Here is a 22152-nt window from a genome sequence, read left to right on the forward strand (position 1 = left end):
TATCGCCCGATGACCCCCGCGACCTGGCTCTGCCCGCTTCCCGACGGAGGCTCCCAGGAGGAACAGGCGCTCGCTTTCGGCAGCGGACGCGCCTGCCGCCTGCTGATCGTGCCCGCGCTGTTCGACGAGGGCAATCGCCTGCGCCGCTTCACCGTGGAAGTCATGCGGCGGCTCGACCGTGCGGGTATGGACAGTGTGCTGCCCGATCTTCCCGGCACGAACGAGAGCCTCTCCGGCCTGCCAGGGCAAGATGCCCGGCACTGGCAGGACGCCATGGGTGCCGCGGCGCAGCACTTCCGCGCGACCCATGCGCTGGGCCTGCGCGGCGGCTGCCTGTTCACGCCGCCCCTCCCCGCGTTCCACTATGCCCCGGTGAAGGGCGCGCAGATCCTGCGCGGCATGCTTCGCGCGCGCATGCTGGCCAGTCGCGAGGCCGGGCTGGAGGAAAACCGCGAGGCCCTGACGGTCGCCGCCCGCGAGGATGGTCTCGTGCTGGCGGGATATCCACTCGGCAGCGCGCTTTTTCGCGACCTGGAGCGCCTGGAACCTGCGATCGGGGCAAGCGTCATCGCCCAGGACCGGATCGGCGGCAGCGGCCTTTGGCTCCGCGCCGAGCCGGACGAGGACGCGGCGCAGGCCGATGCCCTCGCCGCGCTTCTGGTGGAGGCCATGCAACCATGACGCGGCGGCATTTCACGTTTTCCTGCGAAGGCGCCCGCCTCGTCGCCACGCTCGACGGGGTACCGGGCGAGACCGGTCTCCTGCTGGTCTCCGGCGGCAACGAAGTGCGCGCCGGTGCCTGGAACGGCCAGGCCCGCTTCGCGGCGCGCATCGCGGCGGAAGGATACCCCGTGCTGCGTTTCGATCGCCGCGGCGTGGGCGACAGCGAGGGTGAGAACGGCGAATTCCGGTCAAGCGCCCCCGATATCCGCGCCGCCCTGGAAGCCTTCCGCGCGGAATGCCCGGGGCTTCGCCGCGTGATCGGCTTCGGAAACTGCGACGCCGCCAGCGCGCTGATGCTCGCGAAAGGGGCGGGGCTGGACGGGCTGGTGCTTTCCAATCCCTGGACCATCGAGGACACCGCCGCGGAGGCCCCGGCCGAAGTCGTGCGCGACCACTATCGGCGCCGGCTGGCCGATCCGGCTGCCATCAAGCGTCTGCTGACCGGCCAGGTGGCGGTAGGCAAGCTGGTCCGCAGCCTGGTGGCGGCCGTACTTCCGGCCCGTGCCCAGCCCGTCGGCCTCGCGCAGGAAATCGCGGCAGGCATCGCCGGCTTTTCAGGCCCCGTTCGCCTGCTCGTGGCCGAGCGGGATCGCACCGGCCTTGCCTTCATGGCGCACTGGCAGAAGGCGGACCCCCGGGTGCGGCGCTGTGCCGGCGCGACTCATAGCTACGTCGAGCCGGACGCGCAGGACTGGCTGCTTGCGCAAGTGCTGGACGTGCTGGCCGCAGATTAGGCGTAAGGGGTTCGAGGAAATCCCCGAACCCCTTACGCAAACCCTCAGGCCTCGACTTTCGCCGCTTCGGCAAAGTCCCGCGCGGCGAGATAGCGCTCGGCGTCGAGCGCGGCCATGCAGCCGGTTCCCGCAGCGGTGATCGCCTGGCGATAGACATGGTCCATCACGTCGCCGCAAGCGAAGACGCCGGCGATGTCGGTCTTCGGCGTGCCCGGCTGGACCAGCAGATAGCCGGTCTCGTCCATGGCCAGCTTGCCCTTGAACAGTTCGGTCGCGGGTGCGTGACCGATGGCCACGAAGGCACCGTCGGTCAGGATTTCGCTCTGCTCGCCGGTCTTGGTGTCGATCAGCGCGAGGGCGCGAAGTTCGCCGTTCTCGCCTTCCATGAAGCGCTCTACGCGCTTGTCCCAGACGACATTGATCTTGGGGTTGGCGAAGAGGCGGTCCTGCAGGATCTTCTCGGCGCGCAAGCTGTCGCGGCGGTGGATCAGGGTCACTTCGTCGGAATGGTTGGTCAGGTAGAGCGCTTCCTCGACGGCGGTGTTGCCGCCGCCGATCACGACGACCTTCTTGCCGCGATAGAAGAAGCCGTCGCAGGTGGCGCAGGCCGAAACGCCCTTGCCCGAGAGTTCCTGCTCGCCCGGAACGCCCAGCCACTGCGCCTGCGCGCCGGTGGCGATCACCAGGGTGTCGCCCTCGTAGATGTCGCCCGAATCGCCGATCGCGGTGAAGATCGGGCCGTTCAGATCCACCGAGGTGATGATGTCGTACATCATGCGGGTGCCGACGTGGACGGCCTGGGCCTCCATTTCCTGCATCAGCCAGGGGCCCTGGATCACTTCGCGGAAGCCGGGGTAGTTCTCGACATCGGTGGTGATGGTAAGCTGGCCGCCGGGCTGCAGACCCTGCACCACGATCGGTTCCATCCCGGCGCGCGCGCCGTAGATCGCGGCCGAGAGTCCGGCCGGGCCGGAACCGATGATGAGCATGCGGGTCTTGTGCGTCGTCGCCATGTGAAAGTCTCCGGCGTGAATGTGTCGAATATCGTTGGGGCGCGAGATAGGGCCAAGCACCCCGGTTTGCCAAGCGCCGCACGCTGTAAGGAAATACTTGATCCCCGCAAATCGGCACTTGATGCCCCCTGTCCAGCGGGCAGAACGAGCCTCTCCCCATTGACCTCGGCGCGGGCCGGGATCACGGTTTCGTCATGAAAAGCCAGCTTGGTCCCACTTCGAACCGCTTCATCTCGCAGCGCCTGCGCCTCAACTACGTCGATTGGGGCAACCCGGACGCGCCGCCGCTGATTCTCCAGCACGGCGGGCGGGACCATTGCCGCAGTTGGGACTGGGTGGCGGAGGAACTGCGGCACGATTGGAACGTCATCTGCCCGGACCTTCGCGGCCACGGCGATTCCGAATGGTCGCCCGAAGGGCACTACGGGATGGACGCCTTCGTCTACGATTTCGCACAACTGGTGCATACGCTCGGGCACGAGAAAGTGACGATCGTCGCCCATTCGCTCGGCGGCAATATCGCCACCCGCTTCACCGGGCTGTTCCCCGAGAAAGTGGCGAAGTTCGTCAACATCGAAGGGCTTGGCCCGCCGCCTCAGATCCGCCGACAGATGGAGGAACGCGGCCCGGGAGAGCGGCTGAAGCAGTGGATCGAGGACAAGCGCCGCGCCGCCGGCCGCCTGCCGCGCAAATACGCCACCCGCAAGGATGCCTACCAGCGCATGAAGGAGGAAAACACCTTCCTCACCGAGGAGCAGGCCCGCCACCTCACCATCCATGGCGCCAGCCGCAACGAGGACGGCACCTGGAGTTGGAAGTTCGACAACTACGTCAACGTCTGGTCGGTATCGGACCTGCCGACTTCGGACATCGTCGCGCTGTGGCAGGCGATCACCTGCCCGATGCTCATGCTCTGGGGCCAGAACAGCTTCGCCCAGAGCCCTGCCGAAGACGGCCGGATCGACCACTTCCCGAACGCCCGCCTGATCGAATACGAAAACGCCGGCCATTGGCTGCACCATGACCAGTTCGATCGCTTCATGGGCGATGTGAAGGCATTCCTGGCAGACTGAGGGGCCGGCCCCGGCCGGGGCCGCCGCGTCAGGTGAGCAGGAAGTAACCGAGGCCCAGCCAGCAGCAGGCACAGAGCGCGACGGCGATCATCAACCCGCGCGCGTCATGTTCCGGATTGCCCAACTTGCCGCTCTGGGCGGCATAGACCAGGCTTGAACTGATCCCGTGATGGAGTCCGGCGAAACCTTCCGGACGGCGTTCGAACTGAAAGATACCTTCGTTCACGACGTTCATTCACAACATCCCCTAATGCGTGGCGGTTTTGCCCGCCGGTCCGATGCCGTCCGCCTTTTGGCGTGACGTCCCGAACCTTCCCGCAGAATCGGGATGCTAACATCTTCCTCCGGGCTTGCCCATACCATCAGGCCCAAACCATCGGGCCCACACCATCCAGGCCACTCCGCGTCGCGCCGCATCAACGCCTTGCAATGCATGCATCCAGCCATATACGACGGAATATAGCCCAGTCCTTTCGGAGACCTTCCACCATGCGCCGGCTGCTCGCCTTCCTGACATCGCTGTTCGCGGTCTTCGCCCTGGCGGTCGCACCTGCCGTTGCCCAGCAGTCGGGACCCCTGGTGCTGGCGGCGGCCAGCCTGCAGGAATCGATGAATGCCGCGGCCGACGCCTGGGCGGCCAAGGGGCATCCGCGCCCGAAGATCTCCTTTGCCGGATCGTCCGCCCTCGCGCGCCAGATCGAATCGGGCGCCCCGGCAGACGTCTTCGTCTCCGCCGACGAACCCTGGATGGACGAAGTGCAGTCCAAGGGCCTGCTGCGCCCCAAGACCCGCGTGTCGTTCCTGACCAATACCCTGGTGCTGGTCGGCCCCGCGGGCAAGGCGAAGCGCCTGACGATTCGCCCCGGTTTCCCGCTGGCGGCCGCGCTTGGCCCGAACCGACTGGCCGTGGCAGACCCGAACGCCGTGCCTGCCGGAATCTATGCCAAGCAGGCGCTGACCCGGCTCAAGGTCTGGCCTTCGGTGCAGGGCAAGCTGGCGCCCGCCGAAAACGTGCGCGCCGCGCTGGCGCTCGTCAGCCGGGGCGCCGCGCCGCTGGGCGTGGTCTACGGCACCGACGCCCGCGCCGAACCCGGCGTGCAGGTGGTAGGCACTTTCCCCGCCAGTTCGCACGACCCCATCAGCTACCCGGTGGCGGTGCTGGCATCCTCGCGCCACAAGGACGCGGAAGGCTTCCGCCGCTACCTGATCTCCACCGAGGGCAAGGCCGTGTTCCGCCGTTTCGGCTTCGGCGCGCGCTGATCCTGCACGACCCGCTGGCGTGACGGCCCTCTCCCCGGAAGAATGGCAGGTCCTGCTCCTGTCGCTGAAGGTCAGCGGCGTCGCCATGGCCGCGATCCTGCCGGTCGCCTTTGCGCTCGCCTGGGTGCTCGCCCGCTGGCGCTTTCCCGGCAAGGTCCTGCTCGATGCGCTGGTGCACCTGCCGCTGGTCCTGCCGCCTGTCGTCACCGGCTGGCTCCTGCTGATCGCCTTCGGCCCGGCCGGTCCGCTGGGCCGTTTCTTCGCGGAAGGCTTCGGGCTGACGTTCATCTTCCGCTGGACCGGCGCCGCGCTGGCCGCCGCAGTCATGGCACTGCCGCTCATGGTCCGCGCCATGCGCCTCTCGATCGAGGCGGTCGATCGCCGCCTCGAAAGCGCCGCCCGCACGCTCGGCGCCGGGCGCTGGCGCACTTTCGCGACGATCACCCTGCCGCTTGCCATGCCCGGCGTCCTGGCCGGACTCGTGCTCGGCCTCGCCCGCTCGATCGGCGAATTCGGCGCGACCATCACATTCGCCTCCAACATTCCGGGCGAAACGCAGACCCTGCCGCTCGCCATCTACAGCGCCTTGCAGATGCCCGGTTCGGAGTGGCAGGTGACGCGCCTGGCCGTGCTGTCGATCCTCGTCTCGCTCGTCGCCCTGGTGGCGTCCGAATGGCTCGCGCGGCGCAGCGGCTCCCGATACGGCCAGGCGGGGGCGGCACATCATGCCCTTTGACCTGGCGATCTCCCTGAAGCGCGGCAAGCTGCGGCTGGAATATGTCTTCCGGACCGAAAAAGGCGGCCTGACCGCGCTGTTCGGGCCTTCGGGCGCGGGCAAGACCTCCCTGCTCGACGCCATCGCCGGACTCGCGCGGCCCAGCGCCGGCCACATCCTCGTCGAGGACACGATACTGTTCGACAAGGCCCGGCGCATCGACCTGCGGCCCGAGCAGCGCCGCTGCGGCTACGTATTCCAGGACCTTCGCCTGTTTCCGCACCGCTCCGTGCGGGACAACCTGCTCTACGGCTGGCGTCTGGCGCCGCCGGCGCAGCGCTGGATGGATCTCGACACCGCGCTCGGCTTCCTGGGCATCGGCCACTTGCTCGACCGGAGCCCGGCCACGCTGTCCGGCGGCGAAGCCCAGCGCGTGGCGATCGGCCGCGCCTTGCTCTCCGGCCCCCGCTTCCTGTTGATGGACGAGCCGCTGGCCTCGGTCGATGCCGAAAGACGCGAGGAAATCCTCACCGTGATCGAACGCATCCGCGACGAACTCGCCCTGCCGATCCTCTATGTCAGCCACGACCGCGCGGAAGTGGACCGGCTGGCCGACCGCGTGATCGACATCCCGGCCCGGAGCTGAAGCGCTTGCCCGAAGATCGGGCCGACGATCTAGCCAAAGATCGCGGCTGACCTCTTAAGCCGAGCCGACACCGAATAATTGCGCTCTCCCCCGATTGACAGCCTCGCGCGCATCGCCCAAACATGAATTGTAATTCTAATACACTAAGGCACTGCACAGGCAGGCCCGGGAGATGGGGTACATGTCGAAAATCCAGCGGGGCGTCAGCCTCTACAGCTTCCAGGAAGAGATGTTCCTGGGGCAGATGTCGGTCGAGGACTGCATCGCCTTCGGCGCGTCGATCGGCGCGACGGGCATCGAAATCCTGCCCGAGCAGAACATGCCGGCCTTCCCGCATATCGACGATGCCGAAGTGGCCCGCTGGCACGAGATGCTCGCCCGCCACGGCGCGCATTTCACCTGCTACGACATGTTTCTCGACACCAAGCTGCGCAAGGGCGAACTGATCTCCGATGCCGAACAGGTGGAGAGCATCCGGCGCGATCTGGTGCTCTGCAACCGCCTGGGCATCCGCAACATGCGCGTGCTGGTCTTCGTGCGGCCCGACATCCTGGCGCAGTGCGTGCCTTATGCCGAGGAACTGGACGTCCACATGGGCGTCGAAGTCCACGCGCCCTGGCATCTCGAACATGCCTGGATCCTGCGCACCATCGAGGAAGCGGATCGGCTGGGCACGAAGCACCTCGGCATCCTGCCCGACATGGGCATCTTCATGAAGCATTACCCGCCCGAATTCCGCGCCCGCTTCGAACGGCAGGGCGCCCGGCCGGAAGTGACGCAGTTCATCGTCGACCAGCACGAACAGAAGATCATGTGCGAATACACGATCTACGAAGTCGCCGTGAAGATGGGCGGCAACAAGGCGGAAATCGCCATGGCCGAGACCCTGCGCCACGCGCCTTATGCCAACCCCCGGCGGATCGGCGACTATGCCCCCTATTTCCGGCATATCCAGGCCAAGTTCTACGGCATGAGCGAGGACTGCACCGATCCCACGATCGCTTATGACGAAGTGATCCCCGAACTGGTGAAGTGCGGCTGGGAAGGCACGCTCTCCAGCGAATACGAGGGCAACCGCTGGATCCAGGACGTCTCGCCGGTCGACAGCCGCGAACAGGTCCGCCGCCAGCACGTCATGTTCGAACGCCTCATTGCCAAAGCCGACGCGGAAAGGGAGATCGCCTGATGTTCGACAAGTACCTGATCGACGCCGCCACCCTGCGCAACACCGGCCCGGCCGATGCACCGACCGGCTTCGCCTTCGAGGCCCGGCTGGGCTATTATCGCGGCCTCGGCCTCTCGATGGTCGAGAAGTTGGACGTCTCGATCGACGGCGCCGCCCTGCCTCGCGAAGCCGTCCGTTTCGACGAAGGCAAAGGCCCGCTCAGCCTGGACGAAATGGAAGTGGCTTACGATCGCCGCTGGCCCTTCGGCGCGCCGGCGACCATCCTGGTGGACCATGCCGGTGGCTTCCCCGAGGGCGAGCACGAGCTTTCGCTGCTCCAGCAGCTGCGCGTCTCCTACCTGCCCTTCCCCTCGGTCAACAGCGACGCCAAGCGCGTTTCGCTCGCCCGATGATCGACCGGCGTGACGCCTTGCGCCTGGGTTCCCTCACGGGCCTGGGTGCGGGCCTCGCAGCGGGCTCGGGTGCGGCCTGGAGCGCGGGCCGCGCCGCGCCGGCCAAGGCCCCTGCCCTGCCCGGCACCGAGGGCCAGCGGCGGGCGGATCGCGGCGACGGGACTTATCTCAATCCCGCGCTGGCCGGCGATTTCCCGGACCCGACGATCCTCAAGGACGGTGAGGACTATTACCTCACCCATTCCTCCTTCGAGGCGGCGCCGGGCCTGCTGATCTGGCACTCGCGCGATCTGGTGAACTGGACGCCCATCGGCCCCGCGCTCGACAAGCCTCTCGGCACCGTCTTCGCGGTCGATCTCGTGAAGCACGAGGGGCGCTACTACATCTACATCCCGTTCATGCAGGCGCCCTGGTCGCAGGGCCTCAAGAGCTTTGCCAATATCTTCGTCATCCACGCCGACGACATTCGCGGCCCCTGGAGCGACCCGATCGACCTTGGCATCGGCGGCTTGATCGACCCCGGCCATGTCGTGGGCGAAGACGGCAAGCGCTACCTGTTCCTCTCGGGCGTCAACCGCGTGCGCCTCACGGACGACGGCCTCGCCACCGACGGGCCGGTGGAGAAAGTCTACGATGGCTGGAAGTACCCCGACGACTGGGTGACCGAGGCCTATTCGCTGGAAGGCCCCAAGCTGTTCCGCCGCGGCGACTGGTTCTACCTGGTGACCGCGGTGGGCGGCACGGCCGGTCCGCCCACGGGTCACATGGTGACGGTGGCCCGCGCCCGCTCGATCAACGGCCCCTGGCAGGACTGCCCGCACAATCCGATCATCCGCACCTGGAACCCGGCGGACAAGTGGCTCTCGCGCGGGCATGCCAGTCTGGTGGAAGGGCCGGGCGGAGACTGGTGGGCCGTCTATCACGGCTATGAAAACGGCTTCTACACGCTGGGCCGCCAGACGCTGCTCGAACCGATCCAGTGGGACAAGGACGGCTGGCCCCGCGCCATGGGCGCCGATCTCTCCCGCCCCCTGCCCAAGCCCGCCGTTCGCGGCCAGACCGGCAGCGTCTCGGCCCCGCGGGATCTTCGGCAGGGAATGGCCTGGTCCGACGATTTCTCGCGCGCCGCGCTGGGCACGCGCTGGCGGTTCTACAACCAGGCCCCCAGCGAAAGCACGCGCGCCGTGGTCAGCGGCGGCGCGCTGGCGCTCGCCGCCAAGGGAGCCGGGCCGCAGGACTGCTCCCCGCTTACCCATCTTGTCGGCGACCATGCCTACGAATGCACCGTCTCGCTGGAACTGGAAGGCGGGGCCGAAGCGGGGCTGCTGCTGTTCTTCAACGATCGCCTGTTCCTGGGCATGGGCTATGACGGCACCCGGATGGTCAGCTACCGCGGCGGCAAACCAAGCTATTGGCAGGAGCCCGTGGCGAAAGGCAGCCGGATCGACCTGCGGATCGTCAATGCACGGCAGATCGTGACCATGTACCACCGCGTGCCCGGCGGCGACTGGATCCGCCATGCCGTGCGCAGCGAAGTCTCCGGCTACCATGCCAATACGATGGACGATCTCGCCAGCCTTCGCCCGGCCCTCTTCGCCAGCGGCAATGGCCTGGCTCGCTTCCGCGACTATCGCTACCGTGCTTTCGAGGGAGGCTGAACCATGATGACGGACCGTCGCAGCGCCGTGGCAGGCATGATCGGCGCGGGCAGCGCGCTTGCCCTGCACGGTCCCCTGGCCGCAGCCGACTTCAAGCGGATCCCCCAGCGCGCCTCGGTTCGCGTGATTGCCGACAACGACTATGCCGGCGACCCGGACTCGCTGGTCGCGCTGGCCCATCAGTTGCTCAGCCCCAAGGCGCGCACCGTGCTCGTCACATCCTCGGCGCTGGATCGCAAGTTCCCCTCGCAAGGCCCTGCCGACCGGACGGCCCGGCTTGGCGCCGCGGTCGCGATAGAACTGGCGGAGCGCCTGGGGATCGCGGCGGTTCCGACAGTCGCCGGCACCGAGAACCTGGGCGAGCTGACGCCCTCCGCCGCCGCCAGGGCCATCGTGGCCGAGGCCATGCGCGAGGACAAGCTGCCGCTCGTCTTCACGTGCGGCGGCCCGCTCACCAACCTTGCCGCCGCGCTGCAACTGGAGCCGCGCATCGCCGGGCGCATGAAAGCGATCTGGATCGGCGGCGGAGACTATTCGTCAGGCACTGGGGCAGCAGCCAGCGGACCGGCGGGCGGCTGGGAATACAATCTCATGGCCGACCTTCCCGCCGCGCGCCGGGTTCTCGGCGATCCGGCGCTGGAACTGATCCAGGTGCCGCAATCGACCTATCGCCAGATGCAGATGTCGATCGCGGACATGGAGGCGCGGCTGCGGCCGATCTCGCCTTTCACGCAGTGGCTCTACGATCGCTTCACCTCGCCGCCCGACTTCGTCGATATCGGCGGCGCCTGGCCCATGGGCGATACACCCACGGTCGTCCTGGGCACGCTCACGCCGGAGAGCAGCCGGTTGGAGACGGTCACGGCGCGTGCCGTCAACGACGACGGCACTTACGGAGCCGAAATCGCCGGACGCAGCCTGAGAGTCTGCACGAGGATCGACGCCCGCCTCGCTTTCGACGATTTCCTGGCGCTGATGATGCTGAACGCCCAGGAGCATCACGCCAGGTAGGACGCAGATCGACGGAGCGGCAGCGCACTGCGCCGCCGCCCCCGATCCTCACCCTGCTTCGGCAAGGATGGCTTTCTCTTCCGCCCCCGCCTCTGCCCGCCGCAGCTGCATCAGCCGGCGCCGCGCGCGGATCGCGGCGGCATCGGTTTCCAGGATCGCCGGACGCGCCGTCCAGAAGTCCTGCTCGCCCAGCGCCTGCTGCGCCGCCTCGATCATCGGTTCGTCCTCCTCCACGAAGACCTGGCGCGCCAGGGCCTCGGCCTCGGGCGTTGCCTCGTGATCGTAGAAGTAGTGGCTGCTGGTACGCGTCTCCGGCGTGATGATGTGCGGGTTGAGCATCTGCGGCACGACCATGTCCTTGCGCCCCGTCCCCGCGCGGGCCAGTCCGACCGCCAGCGCCATCGCCGCAGGCGCGTGCCAGCGCATGTGCAGCCACTGGTCCACCCGGTCCCCTTCGCCCAGCATCGGCGCGGCCCACATCGGCGGGGTGACCGCCTCCATGTCCCAGTTGTTCCAGATCGCTCCGCTCTCATCGGTGAGGACCGATTGCCGGCCCGAGAAGATCGAGCCGTTCACGCCGAAACTGGCGACGTGGAGAAACTCCGCATGCGTCAGGTCCATCAGGTTGTCCGTCACCAGCTCGTAATGCCCCTGGATGACGAGGCGGCTGCGCTGCATGTCCTCCCGGTCGACGAACGCGAAGTCCGGGATCGACGCGGGATCGGCCTGCTCGGGATCGCCGGGCCAGAACCACAGTCCGCGATGGCGATGGACCACCGGCATCGTCCGCGCGCGGGCATGCGCGGGCGGCGGCGCCGGAAAGGGATTGTGCACGCAGGCCCCGGTGCGATCGAAGCCGAGCCCGTGGTAGGGGCAATGGATCACATCCTGCTCCAACCGCCCTTTGCTCAGCGGCACGAAGCGGTGCGGGCAGCGGTCTGTCAGCATTGCATATGTCCCGTCGGACAGGCTGGCGATCAACCACTTCTCGTCCAGCAATGTGCGAGACAGCATGCCGCCCTCGGGCACTTCGTGGTCCCAGGCGCCCAGATACCAGAGATTGCGCACGTAATCGGACATCGTCTTCTCCCAGTGATTTTCGGGGAGTGCCGGGACGATGTGCGCAGATATCGTGCTGCTCACATGCTGCGCCGCCACCCCCGAAAGGGTCGTCCCGAAGGACAAAGCGGCCCGCAGCATGAAGGCGCGGCTCTAGCAGCGGCGCCGACTTCCCAAGCGGAGAGACTCCGCTACCAGGCTGGGCTTGGTTTTAAATAGAACGCGAATTCCAGTCAAGCATCCTGCTCGGGAAAGAGCGGCGCCGGAAGCTGGAGCGCCAGCACGAAGCAGATCAGCATGAGGCCCTCGATCGCCGCCACCGCGGGCAGGACGGCGCCCACTGCGCCTGCCGCTCCCCCGGCAAAAAAGGCGGTGCCGACCACCGCGATGCCCAGCGCCATTCCCAGTTCCTGCACGGTCTTGATCAAACCGCTCGCGGCGCCGGCATGGCTGCGATCGACGCGGGCGAGGATCACCGGCGTCAGCGGCCCGCTGGTCATGCCCATGCCGGTCCCGGCCAGTGCGAGACAGGGCAGCGCCCACCAGAACGGCACGCCGCTCTCGATCCACAGCAAGGTCCCACCCGCGAACAATGCCATCAGCGAGATCCCGCCGACCAGCACCCATCTGCCGTGGCTGGTCACCAGCTTGCGGCCGAGGAATGCGATACCGAGCATCACCCCGGCACTGAACGGTATGTGCAGCAGGCCGGTCTGGAGCGGCGAGAAGCTCAGCAATTTCTGCGCGCCGAAAGCGAAGACGAACAGGAACCCACCCGTCGCCGCCCCGAAGCAGAGAGCGATGGCAAGACCGAACGAGAACTGTCGTTGATGGAACAATTCGGGCGCGAACAAGGTCGGCTCGCCCCTTCGCCGGCGGCGCAGCGTCCGGCGCCAGACAAGCGCCATCATCACCGGCGCGGCGATCAGCAGCGCCAGATGCCACGGCTGCCAGCCCAGATCATGCCCGCGCACCAGGGGATAGAGCAGCGCCGCCATCGACGCGGCGAACAGCATGGTCCCGCCCCCGTCGATCCCGCGCGCGAGCGGCGACCGCGCGTCCGGAAGCAGCCGCCGCGCGACCATGACCGCTACTACGCCCACCGGCACATTGATCAGGAACACGCTTCGCCAGCCGAGATCGAACAGGTTCGCATGGATCAGCACGCCGCCGATGATCGGTCCGCAGATCGCCGAAAGTCCGCCGATCACGCCCACCCAGGCCAGCTTCGCCACACGCTCCAGCGGCTCGAACAGCACCTGGATCAGCGCCATGACCTGCGGCGCCATCATCGCCCCCGCCGCGCCCTGCAGCACGCGCGCGGCAATCAGCTGGTCCGGGCTGGCCGACATTCCGCAGAGCAATGAGGCGAAAGTGAACCCAGCCACGCCGCCGATGAACAGGCGGTTGTAGCCGAAGGCATCGCCCAGCCGCCCGCCCAGCATGAGCAGCAGCGCAAAGGCCAGCGAATAGCCCGCCGCCACCCATTGCGCCTGCGCCGCCGCCGCGCCGAAATCCTGCTCGATCACCGGCAGCGCGGTGTTGACGATGGTGACGTCCACGATCTCGAGGACCAGCGCCACCATCAGCGTCAGATAGGCGAGCGACTTCTGCCGCTCGGTCAGGTTCACGGCAAGCGCCGGCGCCGCAAGCGCCGTCAAAACACGCCTTCCTTCAGCATCGAAACCGCCGTTGCGCAGGCGCGCGCGGTAAGCGCCATGTACGTGAGCGAGGGGTTCTGGCAGGCCGACGAACTCATCTGCGCGCCGTCGGTGACGAAGAGATTCGGGATGTCGTGCGCCTGGCTGTGCCGGTTGAGCACCGAGGTTTTCGGATCCCAGCCCATGCGCGCGCCGCCCATCTCGTGGATGGAAGTGCCGCCGTGGCCGGGCTTGTCGAAGCCCATGACGACATGGCCGCCGGCATCGGTGAGCATCGCCGTCGCCTCGCGGTGGGCATCAGCAAGCGCGGCCATTTCCTCCTTGCCGTGCGCGAAGGCGATCTCAAGCTGGCGGACGCCGCGCGGGTCGGTGCGCCTGCTGAGGGTCAGGCGGTTGCTGGCGCGCGGCATCGAATCCGCGAAGACCACCAGGACCATCGTCCAGGCGCCGATCTGGTGCAGCTCTTCCTTGTAGTCCTTGCCGATGCCGCCCATCCGCTTGCCGCGCGTCCAGGTGCCTTGCAGCGCGCCGCCCTGGAACGAATAGCCGCGCGTGAAGCCCTCGCCGTCCAGCGTGTCGAGATTGCGGAAGCGCGGGATGACGATGCCGGTCGGCCGGTTCCCGAAACTCGTCCGCCCTTCGAAACCGGGCACCACTGCCATGGCCGCCATCGTATTGGCATGGTCCATGATATGCGTGCCCAGCACGCCGCTGGAATTGGCGAGGCCCTGCGGCATCGCCTCGCTGGCCGAGTTCAGCATCAGGTGAACCGAGTTGAACGCGCCCGCATTCAGGAACACGACGCGGGCGTATGCCACCTTGTGCTCGCCGGTCCTGGTGTCGATCCAGCGCACGCCGGTGACGCGGCCGCTCTTCGGATCGTAGTCCACCTTGTGTACTTGTGCATCGGTGACGACCTTGAGCCGGCCCGTCTTCTGCGCCGCGGGCAGCGTCGCCGACTGCGTCGAGAAATAGGCACCGTAGGAGCAGCCCCGCGCGCAGATGCTGCGATACTGGCAATGCCCCCGGCCTTGCTCGGGCCGCGCTTCGGTAAGGTTCGCGGTGCGGCCGATGGTCATGACGCGGTCCGGGTATTTCGCCCGGATTCGCTCCCGCATTGCGGATTCGACGCAGTTCAGTTCCATCGGCGGCAGGAAGCGCCCGTCGGGAAGCTGCGGCAGCCCCTCCGCCGCGCCCGAGACGCCGACGAAGTCCTCCACTTTGTCGTACCACGGCGCCAGGTCGGCATAGCGGATCGGCCAGTCGGTGCCGAACCCGTCGCGCTTGTTGGCGCCGAAGTCGTAGTCCGACCAGCGATAGCACTGCCGCCCCCAGGTCAGCGAGCGACCGCCGAGCTGGTAGGAACGGAACCAGTCGAAGTCCTTGCCGGGCGCCTTCTGGTAGGGCTGATCGGCATCGTTGACGAAGTGGCCTTCGGTGAACTCGTTGAAGTGCCGGTTGAGCATCTGCACCGGGTATTCCCGCGCATAAAGCTCGGCATCGCCCTGCCCGCGAAACGGCATTTCCCAAGGCGCCTTGAGTTCGGTGTCGTAGCCGGTCTGATGCTCGATATTGCGGCCGCGCTCCACCATCAGGACGGTGAGGCCCGCCTCGGTCAGTTCCTTGGCCGCCCAGCCGCCGGTAATGCCCGAGCCGACGACGATCGCATCGAACTGGGGCGCGTCGGACTGGGGCGCATCGAATTGCGTGTTGTTTGTCATGGTCAGCCGAAATCCACTGCGGTCCAGTCGCTGGAAAATGCGCGCATCCCGGGCTGGAGGGGGATGTCCCACTCCCATTTGCCGGGCACGAGTTCGTAGCGAAGCTCCTGCGATCCGCCCGCTTCGCTGGTGTAATAGCCGGTGAGGATCAGGCCCTTCAGCGCGGTCCACGGCGAAGGCGGGGCGCCTTGCGCGAAAGCCTCGGCATCGAGCGCGGCCAACAGGCGCGTGCGCTCGGCAAGATCGTGCCGCAGGAAGTCGCCGCCCGCCGCGCGGTCGAGCCTATGCTCCAGCCAGGCCAGATGGCGCAGCGAACCGTTGCGGCGGCGGAACGGGGCCACAGCGGCCGTTATCGTTTCCGACGCCATCGGCGCGCCGGTTCCCGCAAGCCCGTGCGCGAGGGCCAGAACCACGAAGTCGCCAACGCCCACGTCGCGCGCGCCCGGCGTATCGGTGCGCGGAATCACGAGGTCCGAGACATCCGCGATCAGTCGGCGCTGGCGGTCGCTGGGCAGGTCCGCCGCGTCGAGATCGGTCAGCTTCACGCCCGCCGCCGGGATCCCCAGAGCCAGCGCCAGCAGCGCCGCGCCCGCCGTGAACTCGCGGCGGTTCCAGCCGTTCTTCGCGCCGCTCATTCGCCGATTCCCATCAGGCGGGCATTGAGCATGCGGTCACTGCCGCTGCCGGCGAAGTCGTCGAAGGCCCGATCGGTGACGCGGATGATATGCCGCTCGATGAACGGTGCGCCTTCCGCCGCGCCCTGCTCGGGATGCTTGAGCGCACATTCCCATTCGAGCACGGCCCAGCCGGCGAAATCGTACTGCGCCAGCTTCGAGAATATCTGCCCAAAATCCACCTGCCCATCGCCCAGCGAGCGGAAGCGGCCGGGGCGGTCCGCCCAGTTCTGATAGCCGCCATAGACCCCGACCCGGCCATTCGGGCGGAACTCGGCATCCTTCACATGGAAGCACTTCACCCGGCTGTGGTAGATGTCGAGGAAGGCGAGGTAGTCCAGCTGCTGCAGCACGAAGTGCGAGGGATCATAGAGGATGTTCGCGCGCGGATGGTTGCCGACGCGGTCCAGGAACATCTCGAATGTCGCGCCGTCGTGCAGGTCCTCGCCGGGGTGCAGCTCGAAACCGATGTCGACGCCGTTCTCGTCGAACACGTCGAGGATCGGCTTCCAGCGCCGGGCCAGTTCGTCGAAGGCATCCTCGACCAACCCCGCGGGGCGCTGAGGCCAGGCGTAGAAATAGGGCCACGCCAGCGCGCCGGAAAAACTGGCCTGCGTGGTGAGGCCGAGGCGGCGGCTCGCCTTGGCCGCCAGCTTCATCTGCTCGACCGCCCAGGCCTGCCGCGCTTTCGGATTGCCGCGCACATGCGGCGCAGCAAAACCGTCGAACTGCACGTCATAGGCGGGATGGACCGCTACGAGCTGGCCCTGAAGATGTGTCGAAAGTTCGGTGATGCAAAGGCCCTTGTCGGCCAGCATGCCGGTCACTTCGTCGCAATAGGTCTGGCTCTCGGCGGCCTTTTCCAGATCGAACAGCCGCGCGTCTCCGCTGGGGACCTGCAGGCCCTTGTAGCCCAGACCCGCAGCCCAGTCGGCCATGCTCTCCAACGTGTTGAACGGCGCTTCGTCGCCTGCGAACTGGGCGAGGAAGATGGCGGGGCCCTTGATGGTTCTCATGGTCTTTCTCGTTCCGATCAGGCGGGAAACTGGACCCAGCCGAGGTCATCGCGGCTGGCACGCACGGCCAGGTCGATCAGGTGCATCCCGCGCAGGCCCTCGGCCATGCCGGGAACCAGTGCGCCGGGCTCGCCGCGCAGCATTCTGGCGAAGTCGCGGTAGAGGTTGGCGAAGGCTTCGAGGTATCCCTCGGGATGTCCGCCCGGCGTCCGGCTGGCCACTACGGCATCGAGACCAAGGCCCGGATCGCCCGCCTGCACCAGTTCGGTGCGGCCATCGAGGTGATAGAGGCGCAATTCGTTCGGGCTTTCCTGTCGCCAGCAGAGCCCGCCCTTCTCGCCGTAGATGCGCAAGCTCAGGCCATTGCGCTCGCCCACCGCAATCTGGCTGGCGAGCAGGGCCCCGCGCGCGCCGTTCTCGAAGCGCAGCAGGATCTGGCAATCGTCGTCGAGCACGCGGCCCGGCACCACCGCGCCAAGGTCCGAGAAGATGCGGGTGACGCGCAGGCCGGTGACGAACTCGGCAAGCTGGAAGGCATGGACGCCGATATCGGCAATGCAGCCGCCGGCGCCCGCGCGCGCAGGATCGACGCGCCATTCGGCCTGCTTGCCCTCTGCCTCGGCGGCAAGCCAGCCTTGCGGATATTCGACCACGACCTTGCGGATCGCGCCCAGCGCTCCGGCCGCGACGCGGGCGCGGGCCTCGCGCACCAGCGGATAGCCGGAGTAAGTGTAGGTCAGCGCGAAGGGCAATCCCGCAGCCGCCACCAGCGCCGCCATCTCCTCGGCTTCGGCCAGGGTGGCGGTGGCAGGCTTGTCGCAGATCACCGGGATACCGGCCGCGAGCGCGGCTTTCACGGCAGGCAGGTGATGGAAGTTGGGCGTCGTCACCGCAACGAAATCGATCCCGTCCTCCCGCGCCGCCTCTTCGCGCAGCATCGCCGCGAGATCGGGATAAGCCCGCGCGGGATCGATGCGATAGCTCTCGCCCGCCTGCCGCGAACGCGCGGCATCGCTGCTGAAGGCGCCCGCCACCAGTTCGATCTCACGGTCCAGTTCGGCAGCGATTCGGTGCACCGGGCCGATGAAGGACCCTGGCCCTCCACCCACCATGCCCATCCGCAGGCGCGCTTTCGTCATGCTTCCTCTCGTATGATTTGTAATGATGGTTCTAATTTTATCGAAGCCCATCGGTCAAGGCCTTCGATGGCATTGACCGCGATCAAAATCACCGATAACAAAAAGAGAATAGCAATTCTAATATAGCGCCGGTCAGCGGCGCGGGCGGAGAGGCATGAACCCGGTTTCCCGATTCTTCAGCAAGCTCACCATGAAGCCGCAGGGCATGACGATCGTCATCGCGGCTTTCCTTCCGATCTTCGCGATCGTGTCGATGTTCCCGATCGTGGCGTCGATGATCGCGCACTTCCACACGGACCCGAACGCCGCCGCCAAGGTGCCGCTGATGGTCACCGCGCCGGGCCTGACCATCGCCATCCTCGCCCCGTTCGCAGGCTGGTTCGTGGACAAGTTCGGCCGCCGCCGGCTGCTGCTGATCTGCACGTTCTTCTACGGACTGTTCGGCACCCTGCCCTTCTTCCTGGACGACCTGAACCAGATCTTCGCCAGCCGCCTGGCGCTGGGCATTTGCGAGGCGGGCATCCTGACCATCGTCAACACCCTGATCGGCGACTACTGGGACAATGAAAGCCGCCGCAACTGGCTGTTCCTGCAAGGCGTGGTGGGCCCATTCCTGGCTTCCGGCGTGATCCTGATGTCGGGCCTGGTCGCGTCGATGAAGTGGAACGGCGGTTTCCTTGTCTACCTCGTCGCCTTCCCGATCTACTTCGCGATGCTGGCCTTCCTCTACGAGCCCAAGGGCCGCGCCGCGCATGACGACGCACCTGCGGAAGCCACCGGCGACAAAGCCCGCTTCCCGCTGGGCGCCGCGCTTGGCGTCGCCGCGTTGACGCTGTTCTCCGCCGCGCAGTACTACGTCTTCATCGTCAATGGCAGCATCGCTTTCGGTGAAGTGGGGGTGACCGATCCGGGCGCCGTCGCCAAGATGAGCTTCCTGCCCAGCCTGTTCGTGATCCTGGGCGCGCTGCTGTTCCGAATCCTGTCGGGCCGTTCGAACGGCGTGCAGCTCGGGGCCTTCCTCGCCATTCTCGGCACCGGCCTCGCGGTGATCGGCCTCGCCCGCAATCCAGCCGAGATGATCGCCGGCCTGGCCATCCAGCAGACCGGCGCGGGCATGGCGGTTCCCTCGCTGATCGCCTGGGCCCAGACCAAGTTCCCCTTCGAGCATCGCGGCCGGGGCATGGGCATCTGGACCGGCTCGTTCTTCTTCGGCCAGTTCATCTCACCCGTGTTGGTGCATCAGGCCAGCGGCGCGACCGGCTCCATGCAGGGCGCTTTCGTCACTGCCGGCGTGGTCTCGCTGGTGGTCGCCATCGGCGCGCTGACGATGGGCATGACCCGCGGACGGACGCCGCTGATGGCCTGATCTGTCAGGCAGAGCAAAAGCAGAAAGGCCCGCCGGGAGCGATCCCGGCGGGCCTTTCCTTTTCCGCAAAATGCTGCGCTTCAGGTCAGCGCAGCGATCTCCATTTCGACGGCCAGTCCGGCATCTTCGCAATGCCGTGCAAGCCGCAGCGTCGGCCGGTCAGCAACCGGCTCCCAGCCCTCTGTCCCCCAACGCTGGAGCGCGCGGGGTTCCAGCGGCACAGCGATGCGGCGGCGCTCCCCGGAAGCCAGAACGACGCGGGCGAAACCCACCAGCGCGCGTTCGGGATGGTCGCGATAGACCTGCACGACATCGCTGCCCCCGCGGTCCGACAGATTGGCCACGGTGACGTGCAGCATGCTGCCCTCCACCGCAGCATCGTCCCATGCGAAGCGCGCATAGCCCATGCCCGAACCGAAGGGATGACGCGCGGCCGTGCCGCTGGCGGCAAGGCCGCGATAGCCCAGCAAGGTGCCTTCGGCGTAAGTCAGCGAACCGTCCTCCGCAGGCTGGAGCGCGAAAGCCGGATAGTCCGCCTCGTTCGCCGCGAACGTCACCGGCAGACGGCCGCCAGGCTCGCGCGCGCCGGAGAGCACATCCGCCAGCGCGCGGGCGAAGCCCTCACCCGGATACCAGACGGCAAGCAGCGCCGCTGCCTTCTCCTCCCACGCGCTGTCGAAGGCATGGCCGACATTGACGATCACCGCCGTGCGCGGATTGGCCGCCGTCACCGCCTCGATCAGGCGAAGCTGCTCGGCGGGAAGCAGCGTATCCGGCCGGTCCTTGCTTTCCACGCTGGAATCGGAGGTTTCCCCCACGATCAGGAACACGGCATCCGCTGCCTGTGCAGCATCGACAGCGACCTGGAGCATTTCCTTGGCGCTGCCGGGGCTGCGCAGGCCATACCAGAGACCTTGCACGCGCCCGCCGGTCCACGAGAACTCGACCGTGATCGCCACGTCCTGCCCTTCGGCAAGATCCAGGCTGACGGCATCGGAATCGCCGCGCTTCAGCACGCCCATCACGTCGCCCGCAGGAACCTCGCCCCCGGCGCGCAGCACTTCCCTGCCATCGACGAGGATGCGTGCCGCGCCGGTCGAACCGAGGTGCAGCTTGTGCTCGCCGCTGCGCTCTGCGGTGTAGCGTCCGCTGGCGCGCACCGAGCCGGGCTCCATGAAACGCGCCTGCTCATGCACGCCCACGAACCAGACCAGCGAATTGGTATCGCGCGTCTCGCGGGTGAGCACTTCGCCCGCACATTCCGGCGCGGCGAAGTATTCCAGCGTCATGCCGCGCGTGCAGCCGTCGCCGATGTCGATCGCGGGCGTCACGCTCATGTTCGGCAGGCGCGGCTGCGGATCGACGCCCGGCGCGAACAGGATCTCGCAGGACTCGCCGTAAGTCTCGCGCAGCGCGTCCACCGGGGTCGGCGCATCGGGCGAGATCGAGATCTTCGCGAATGTCCCGCCCTGGAAGCACGGCGCCCAGGCATTGGGGCCGATGACCGCCAGCGTCTTCACCGATCCCGGCGCGAGCGGGAGCATGTCCCTCTCATTGCGCAGCAGGGTGAAGCCGGCCGCTGCCGCCTCCACCAGCAGCGCCTCGGCCTCGGCTGCGGGGATCGGCGGCGCCTTGTTCGCAGTGACCCGGCGCGCGACCGAGGCCACGCGCGATGCCGCATCCTCGATGCGCGCCGGATCGACCGCCCCTGCGGATACCGCCGCCTCCAGCTTGCCCCCCATGAACCGCGCCGGCCCCGGCATTTCCAGATCGAGGCCGGCATTGATCGTGCCCTCGCTGGAATGGGTGCCGAACCAGTCGCTCATGATGAGCCCATCGAAGCCCCAATCCTGCTTCACCACTTCGGTCAGGACATGGCCCTGCTCCGCGCACCAGGCGCCATTGACCTTGTTGTAGGCGGCCAGCAGGCCCACGCAGCCCGCCTCCACCGCGTATTGGAACGGCAGCAGGTAGACTTCGCGCAAGGTGCGCTCGTCCAGGCGCACATCCACTTCGTCCCGCGCGGTTTCGCTGTCGTTGCAGACCAGGTGCTTGGCGACCGAGCCAGTGCCGGTCGACTGCAGGCCCCTGACCCATTCCGCGCCGAGCACGCCGGTCAGCACCGGATCCTCGGAGAAATACTCGAAGGCCCGGCCCGCCAGCGGACTGCGCGCGAGATTGAGATTGGGCGCCAGCACCGCATCCACGCCGCGCGCCACGGCCTCGCTGCCCACCAGGGCGCCGATACGGCGGGTGAGGTCGCGGTCCCAGGTGGCGCCCAGCAGGGTCGAACAAGGGCTGAGCAAGGCGATGTCGCGCTCATCCACTTTGCCGCTGGCGATGCCGAGCGGGCCATCGGACATGGTGAAAGACGGGATCCCCGCTTCCGGCACGGCCAGTGTCGACCACATCGACCCGCCGGCCGTGAGCGCGCAGGATTGCGCCAAAGTCACATCGCTCATGCGGCGACCTCCACCGGGCTCGGCGCCATGCGAAAGCCCATGATCTGCTCGGCCTGGGCACGCACGGCGCGGGCAATGCCTTCGTCGGCCAGCGTTCCGTCCGGCGCGAAAGGCTTCTGCTCCACCGAGTTGACTGCAACGCCCACCGGCGTCGGCCAGCCGCGCATCGCATGGACCACGTCGCGCAAGGCGGAAAGCGTGGTGCCGCAGGCCTGCCAGCCCGCCGCCGTGACCACCAGGCCCACCGGCCGCCCGTCGAAATAGACGCGCCTATCGCCGCGCAAGTCTTCCAGCAGGTCGACCGCATTCTTGACGAGGCCCGAATAGCCGCCGTGATAGCCGGGGCTGCCGATGACGATACCGTCAGCGCCGCGCACGGCCTCCACCAGCGCCTGTTCCTCGGGCGTGCGGTCGGGTTTCTCGGGGTTGAAATGCGGCAGGCCCGCAAGCGCGGGCCCGTCGAACATCACTGTCTCGGCGCCCAGTGCCGCGCATTCGGCCAGCACGGCGCGCACGATCCGCTCGCTGGAGGAGGCCTGGCGGAACGTTCCGCCGAGGCCCACGATCCGCCGGGGAGCGGCGGGCGAAATCACGGTCATCGCATTCTCCTAAACCGGCGCGGCCTTCTTGCGGGCCGCGCCGT

At 67.5% G+C, this 22152-nt stretch carries 21 protein-coding genes; 11 read left to right on the forward strand and 10 right to left on the reverse strand.

From position 1 onward, the window contains the following. The first annotated feature begins 9 nt into the window (after positions 1-9). The gene (locus tag ACZ1J6_RS13210; protein ID WP_431566914.1) at positions 10-681 is read left to right on the forward strand and encodes a hypothetical protein; all 672 of its coding nucleotides are present in this window, start codon (positions 10-12) and stop codon (positions 679-681) included. Then, positions 678-1457: a hydrolase 1, exosortase A system-associated gene (locus ACZ1J6_RS13215; RefSeq protein ID WP_431566915.1), complete on the forward strand. Its 780-nt coding sequence runs from the start codon at positions 678-680 to the stop codon at positions 1455-1457. Before ACZ1J6_RS13210 ends, ACZ1J6_RS13215 begins: the two co-directional genes overlap by 4 nt. A 44-nt stretch (positions 1458-1501) precedes the next feature. On the opposite strand, the gene trxB is transcribed toward ACZ1J6_RS13215, so the two are convergent. Next, positions 1502-2470 (reverse strand): thioredoxin-disulfide reductase, encoded by a 969-nt coding sequence (gene trxB, locus ACZ1J6_RS13220; RefSeq protein WP_132263362.1) that lies wholly within the window; start codon positions 2468-2470, stop codon positions 1502-1504. Between the two features lie 194 nt (positions 2471-2664). Between trxB and ACZ1J6_RS13225 the strand changes: the two genes are divergently transcribed. After that, positions 2665-3543, forward strand: coding sequence for an alpha/beta fold hydrolase (locus ACZ1J6_RS13225; RefSeq protein WP_134093129.1), 879 nt, complete (start codon positions 2665-2667; stop codon positions 3541-3543). A gap of 28 nt (positions 3544-3571) precedes the next feature. Here the strand turns inward: ACZ1J6_RS13225 and ACZ1J6_RS13230 are convergent, their stop codons facing one another. Continuing rightward, the gene (locus ACZ1J6_RS13230) at positions 3572-3778 is read right to left on the reverse strand and encodes a hypothetical protein (RefSeq protein ID WP_132263366.1); all 207 of its coding nucleotides are present in this window, start codon (positions 3776-3778) and stop codon (positions 3572-3574) included. Between the two features lie 254 nt (positions 3779-4032). Between ACZ1J6_RS13230 and modA the strand changes: the two genes are divergently transcribed. From modA to ACZ1J6_RS13265, 7 genes are all read left to right on the forward strand, one after another. Then, positions 4033-4803 (forward strand): molybdate ABC transporter substrate-binding protein, encoded by a 771-nt coding sequence (gene modA / locus ACZ1J6_RS13235; protein WP_431566916.1) that lies wholly within the window; start codon positions 4033-4035, stop codon positions 4801-4803. A gap of 19 nt (positions 4804-4822) precedes the next feature. Continuing rightward, positions 4823-5539, forward strand: coding sequence for a molybdate ABC transporter permease subunit (modB, locus tag ACZ1J6_RS13240; protein WP_134093131.1), 717 nt, complete (start codon positions 4823-4825; stop codon positions 5537-5539). Then, positions 5529-6164 carry a molybdenum ABC transporter ATP-binding protein gene (locus tag ACZ1J6_RS13245; protein WP_431566917.1) on the forward strand — a complete coding sequence of 212 codons (636 nt, stop codon included), beginning with the start codon at positions 5529-5531 and terminating at the stop codon, positions 6162-6164. The genes modB and ACZ1J6_RS13245 overlap by 11 nt, the downstream gene beginning before the upstream one ends. A 181-nt stretch (positions 6165-6345) precedes the next feature. Then, positions 6346-7350 (forward strand): sugar phosphate isomerase/epimerase family protein, encoded by a 1005-nt coding sequence (locus ACZ1J6_RS13250; protein ID WP_431566918.1) that lies wholly within the window; start codon positions 6346-6348, stop codon positions 7348-7350. Then, positions 7350-7742, forward strand: coding sequence for a C-glycoside deglycosidase beta subunit domain-containing protein (locus tag ACZ1J6_RS13255; RefSeq protein ID WP_134093134.1), 393 nt, complete (start codon positions 7350-7352; stop codon positions 7740-7742). Before ACZ1J6_RS13250 ends, ACZ1J6_RS13255 begins: the two co-directional genes overlap by 1 nt. Further along, positions 7739-9400 (forward strand): family 43 glycosylhydrolase, encoded by a 1662-nt coding sequence (locus tag ACZ1J6_RS13260; protein ID WP_431566919.1) that lies wholly within the window; start codon positions 7739-7741, stop codon positions 9398-9400. Before ACZ1J6_RS13255 ends, ACZ1J6_RS13260 begins: the two co-directional genes overlap by 4 nt. Before the next feature lie 3 nt (positions 9401-9403). Beyond that, positions 9404-10411: a nucleoside hydrolase gene (locus ACZ1J6_RS13265; protein ID WP_465128117.1), complete on the forward strand. Its 1008-nt coding sequence runs from the start codon at positions 9404-9406 to the stop codon at positions 10409-10411. Between the two features lie 48 nt (positions 10412-10459). On the opposite strand, the gene ACZ1J6_RS13270 is transcribed toward ACZ1J6_RS13265, so the two are convergent. The 6 genes from ACZ1J6_RS13270 to ACZ1J6_RS13295 all read right to left on the reverse strand — a co-directional run bounded on the left by ACZ1J6_RS13270 (position 10460) and on the right by ACZ1J6_RS13295 (position 17681). Continuing rightward, entirely contained in the window at positions 10460-11491 is a 1032-nt protein-coding gene (locus ACZ1J6_RS13270) for a Rieske 2Fe-2S domain-containing protein (protein WP_431566921.1), read from the reverse strand. Positions 11492-11703: 212 nt separating this feature from the next. Next, complete coding sequence (locus ACZ1J6_RS13275; RefSeq protein ID WP_431566922.1) at positions 11704-13131, reverse strand: MFS transporter; 1428 nt, start codon at positions 13129-13131, stop codon at positions 11704-11706. Beyond that, positions 13128-14852: a GMC oxidoreductase gene (locus tag ACZ1J6_RS13280; RefSeq protein WP_465128118.1), complete on the reverse strand. Its 1725-nt coding sequence runs from the start codon at positions 14850-14852 to the stop codon at positions 13128-13130. Before ACZ1J6_RS13280 ends, ACZ1J6_RS13275 begins: the two co-directional genes overlap by 4 nt. A 2-nt stretch (positions 14853-14854) precedes the next feature. Continuing rightward, positions 14855-15487, reverse strand: a complete 633-nt coding sequence (locus ACZ1J6_RS13285; protein ID WP_431566924.1) for a gluconate 2-dehydrogenase subunit 3 family protein — start codon at positions 15485-15487, stop codon at positions 14855-14857. After that, positions 15484-16542: a sugar phosphate isomerase/epimerase family protein gene (locus tag ACZ1J6_RS13290; RefSeq protein WP_431566925.1), complete on the reverse strand. Its 1059-nt coding sequence runs from the start codon at positions 16540-16542 to the stop codon at positions 15484-15486. The genes ACZ1J6_RS13285 and ACZ1J6_RS13290 overlap by 4 nt, the downstream gene beginning before the upstream one ends. A 17-nt stretch (positions 16543-16559) precedes the next feature. Further along, positions 16560-17681: a Gfo/Idh/MocA family protein gene (locus ACZ1J6_RS13295; protein WP_431566926.1), complete on the reverse strand. Its 1122-nt coding sequence runs from the start codon at positions 17679-17681 to the stop codon at positions 16560-16562. A 154-nt stretch (positions 17682-17835) separates the two neighbouring features. Here ACZ1J6_RS13295 and ACZ1J6_RS13300 point away from each other — a divergent pair, with 154 nt between their 5' ends. After that, positions 17836-19047, forward strand: a complete 1212-nt coding sequence (locus ACZ1J6_RS13300; protein ID WP_314465830.1) for an MFS transporter — start codon at positions 17836-17838, stop codon at positions 19045-19047. 80 nt (positions 19048-19127) lie between these two features. Here ACZ1J6_RS13300 and ACZ1J6_RS13305 read toward each other — a convergent pair whose 3' ends face one another. Then, complete coding sequence (locus tag ACZ1J6_RS13305; protein WP_431566927.1) at positions 19128-21509, reverse strand: beta-glucosidase; 2382 nt, start codon at positions 21507-21509, stop codon at positions 19128-19130. Beyond that, positions 21506-22108 carry an NADPH-dependent FMN reductase gene (locus ACZ1J6_RS13310; protein WP_431566928.1) on the reverse strand — a complete coding sequence of 201 codons (603 nt, stop codon included), beginning with the start codon at positions 22106-22108 and terminating at the stop codon, positions 21506-21508. The genes ACZ1J6_RS13305 and ACZ1J6_RS13310 overlap by 4 nt, the downstream gene beginning before the upstream one ends. Positions 22109-22152 lie beyond the last annotated feature (44 nt).

The sequence above is a fragment of the Novosphingobium sp. BL-S-21 genome (assembly GCF_055521655.1).

What these genes read in the sequence shown, in the direction of transcription:
- ACZ1J6_RS13210 (WP_431566914.1), top strand. Translation starts at nt 10, where the DNA reads ATGACCCCCGCGACCTGGCTCTGCCCGCTTCCCGACGGAGGCTCCCAG.
- ACZ1J6_RS13215 (WP_431566915.1), top strand. Translation starts at nt 678, where the DNA reads ATGACGCGGCGGCATTTCACGTTTTCCTGCGAAGGCGCCCGCCTCGTC.
- trxB (WP_132263362.1), bottom strand. Translation starts at nt 2,470, where the DNA reads ATGGCGACGACGCACAAGACCCGCATGCTCATCATCGGTTCCGGCCCG.
- ACZ1J6_RS13225 (WP_134093129.1), top strand. Translation starts at nt 2,665, where the DNA reads ATGAAAAGCCAGCTTGGTCCCACTTCGAACCGCTTCATCTCGCAGCGC.
- ACZ1J6_RS13230 (WP_132263366.1), bottom strand. Translation starts at nt 3,778, where the DNA reads ATGAACGTCGTGAACGAAGGTATCTTTCAGTTCGAACGCCGTCCGGAA.
- modA (WP_431566916.1), top strand. Translation starts at nt 4,033, where the DNA reads ATGCGCCGGCTGCTCGCCTTCCTGACATCGCTGTTCGCGGTCTTCGCC.
- ACZ1J6_RS13245 (WP_431566917.1), top strand. Translation starts at nt 5,529, where the DNA reads ATGCCCTTTGACCTGGCGATCTCCCTGAAGCGCGGCAAGCTGCGGCTG.
- ACZ1J6_RS13250 (WP_431566918.1), top strand. Translation starts at nt 6,346, where the DNA reads ATGTCGAAAATCCAGCGGGGCGTCAGCCTCTACAGCTTCCAGGAAGAG.
- ACZ1J6_RS13255 (WP_134093134.1), top strand. Translation starts at nt 7,350, where the DNA reads ATGTTCGACAAGTACCTGATCGACGCCGCCACCCTGCGCAACACCGGC.
- ACZ1J6_RS13260 (WP_431566919.1), top strand. Translation starts at nt 7,739, where the DNA reads ATGATCGACCGGCGTGACGCCTTGCGCCTGGGTTCCCTCACGGGCCTG.
- ACZ1J6_RS13265 (WP_465128117.1), top strand. Translation starts at nt 9,404, where the DNA reads ATGATGACGGACCGTCGCAGCGCCGTGGCAGGCATGATCGGCGCGGGC.
- ACZ1J6_RS13270 (WP_431566921.1), bottom strand. Translation starts at nt 11,491, where the DNA reads ATGTCCGATTACGTGCGCAATCTCTGGTATCTGGGCGCCTGGGACCAC.
- ACZ1J6_RS13280 (WP_465128118.1), bottom strand. Translation starts at nt 14,852, where the DNA reads ATGACAAACAACACGCAATTCGATGCGCCCCAGTCCGACGCGCCCCAG.
- ACZ1J6_RS13285 (WP_431566924.1), bottom strand. Translation starts at nt 15,487, where the DNA reads ATGAGCGGCGCGAAGAACGGCTGGAACCGCCGCGAGTTCACGGCGGGC.
- ACZ1J6_RS13290 (WP_431566925.1), bottom strand. Translation starts at nt 16,542, where the DNA reads ATGAGAACCATCAAGGGCCCCGCCATCTTCCTCGCCCAGTTCGCAGGC.
- ACZ1J6_RS13295 (WP_431566926.1), bottom strand. Translation starts at nt 17,681, where the DNA reads ATGACGAAAGCGCGCCTGCGGATGGGCATGGTGGGTGGAGGGCCAGGG.
- ACZ1J6_RS13300 (WP_314465830.1), top strand. Translation starts at nt 17,836, where the DNA reads ATGAACCCGGTTTCCCGATTCTTCAGCAAGCTCACCATGAAGCCGCAG.
- ACZ1J6_RS13305 (WP_431566927.1), bottom strand. Translation starts at nt 21,509, where the DNA reads ATGAGCGATGTGACTTTGGCGCAATCCTGCGCGCTCACGGCCGGCGGG.
- ACZ1J6_RS13310 (WP_431566928.1), bottom strand. Translation starts at nt 22,108, where the DNA reads ATGACCGTGATTTCGCCCGCCGCTCCCCGGCGGATCGTGGGCCTCGGC.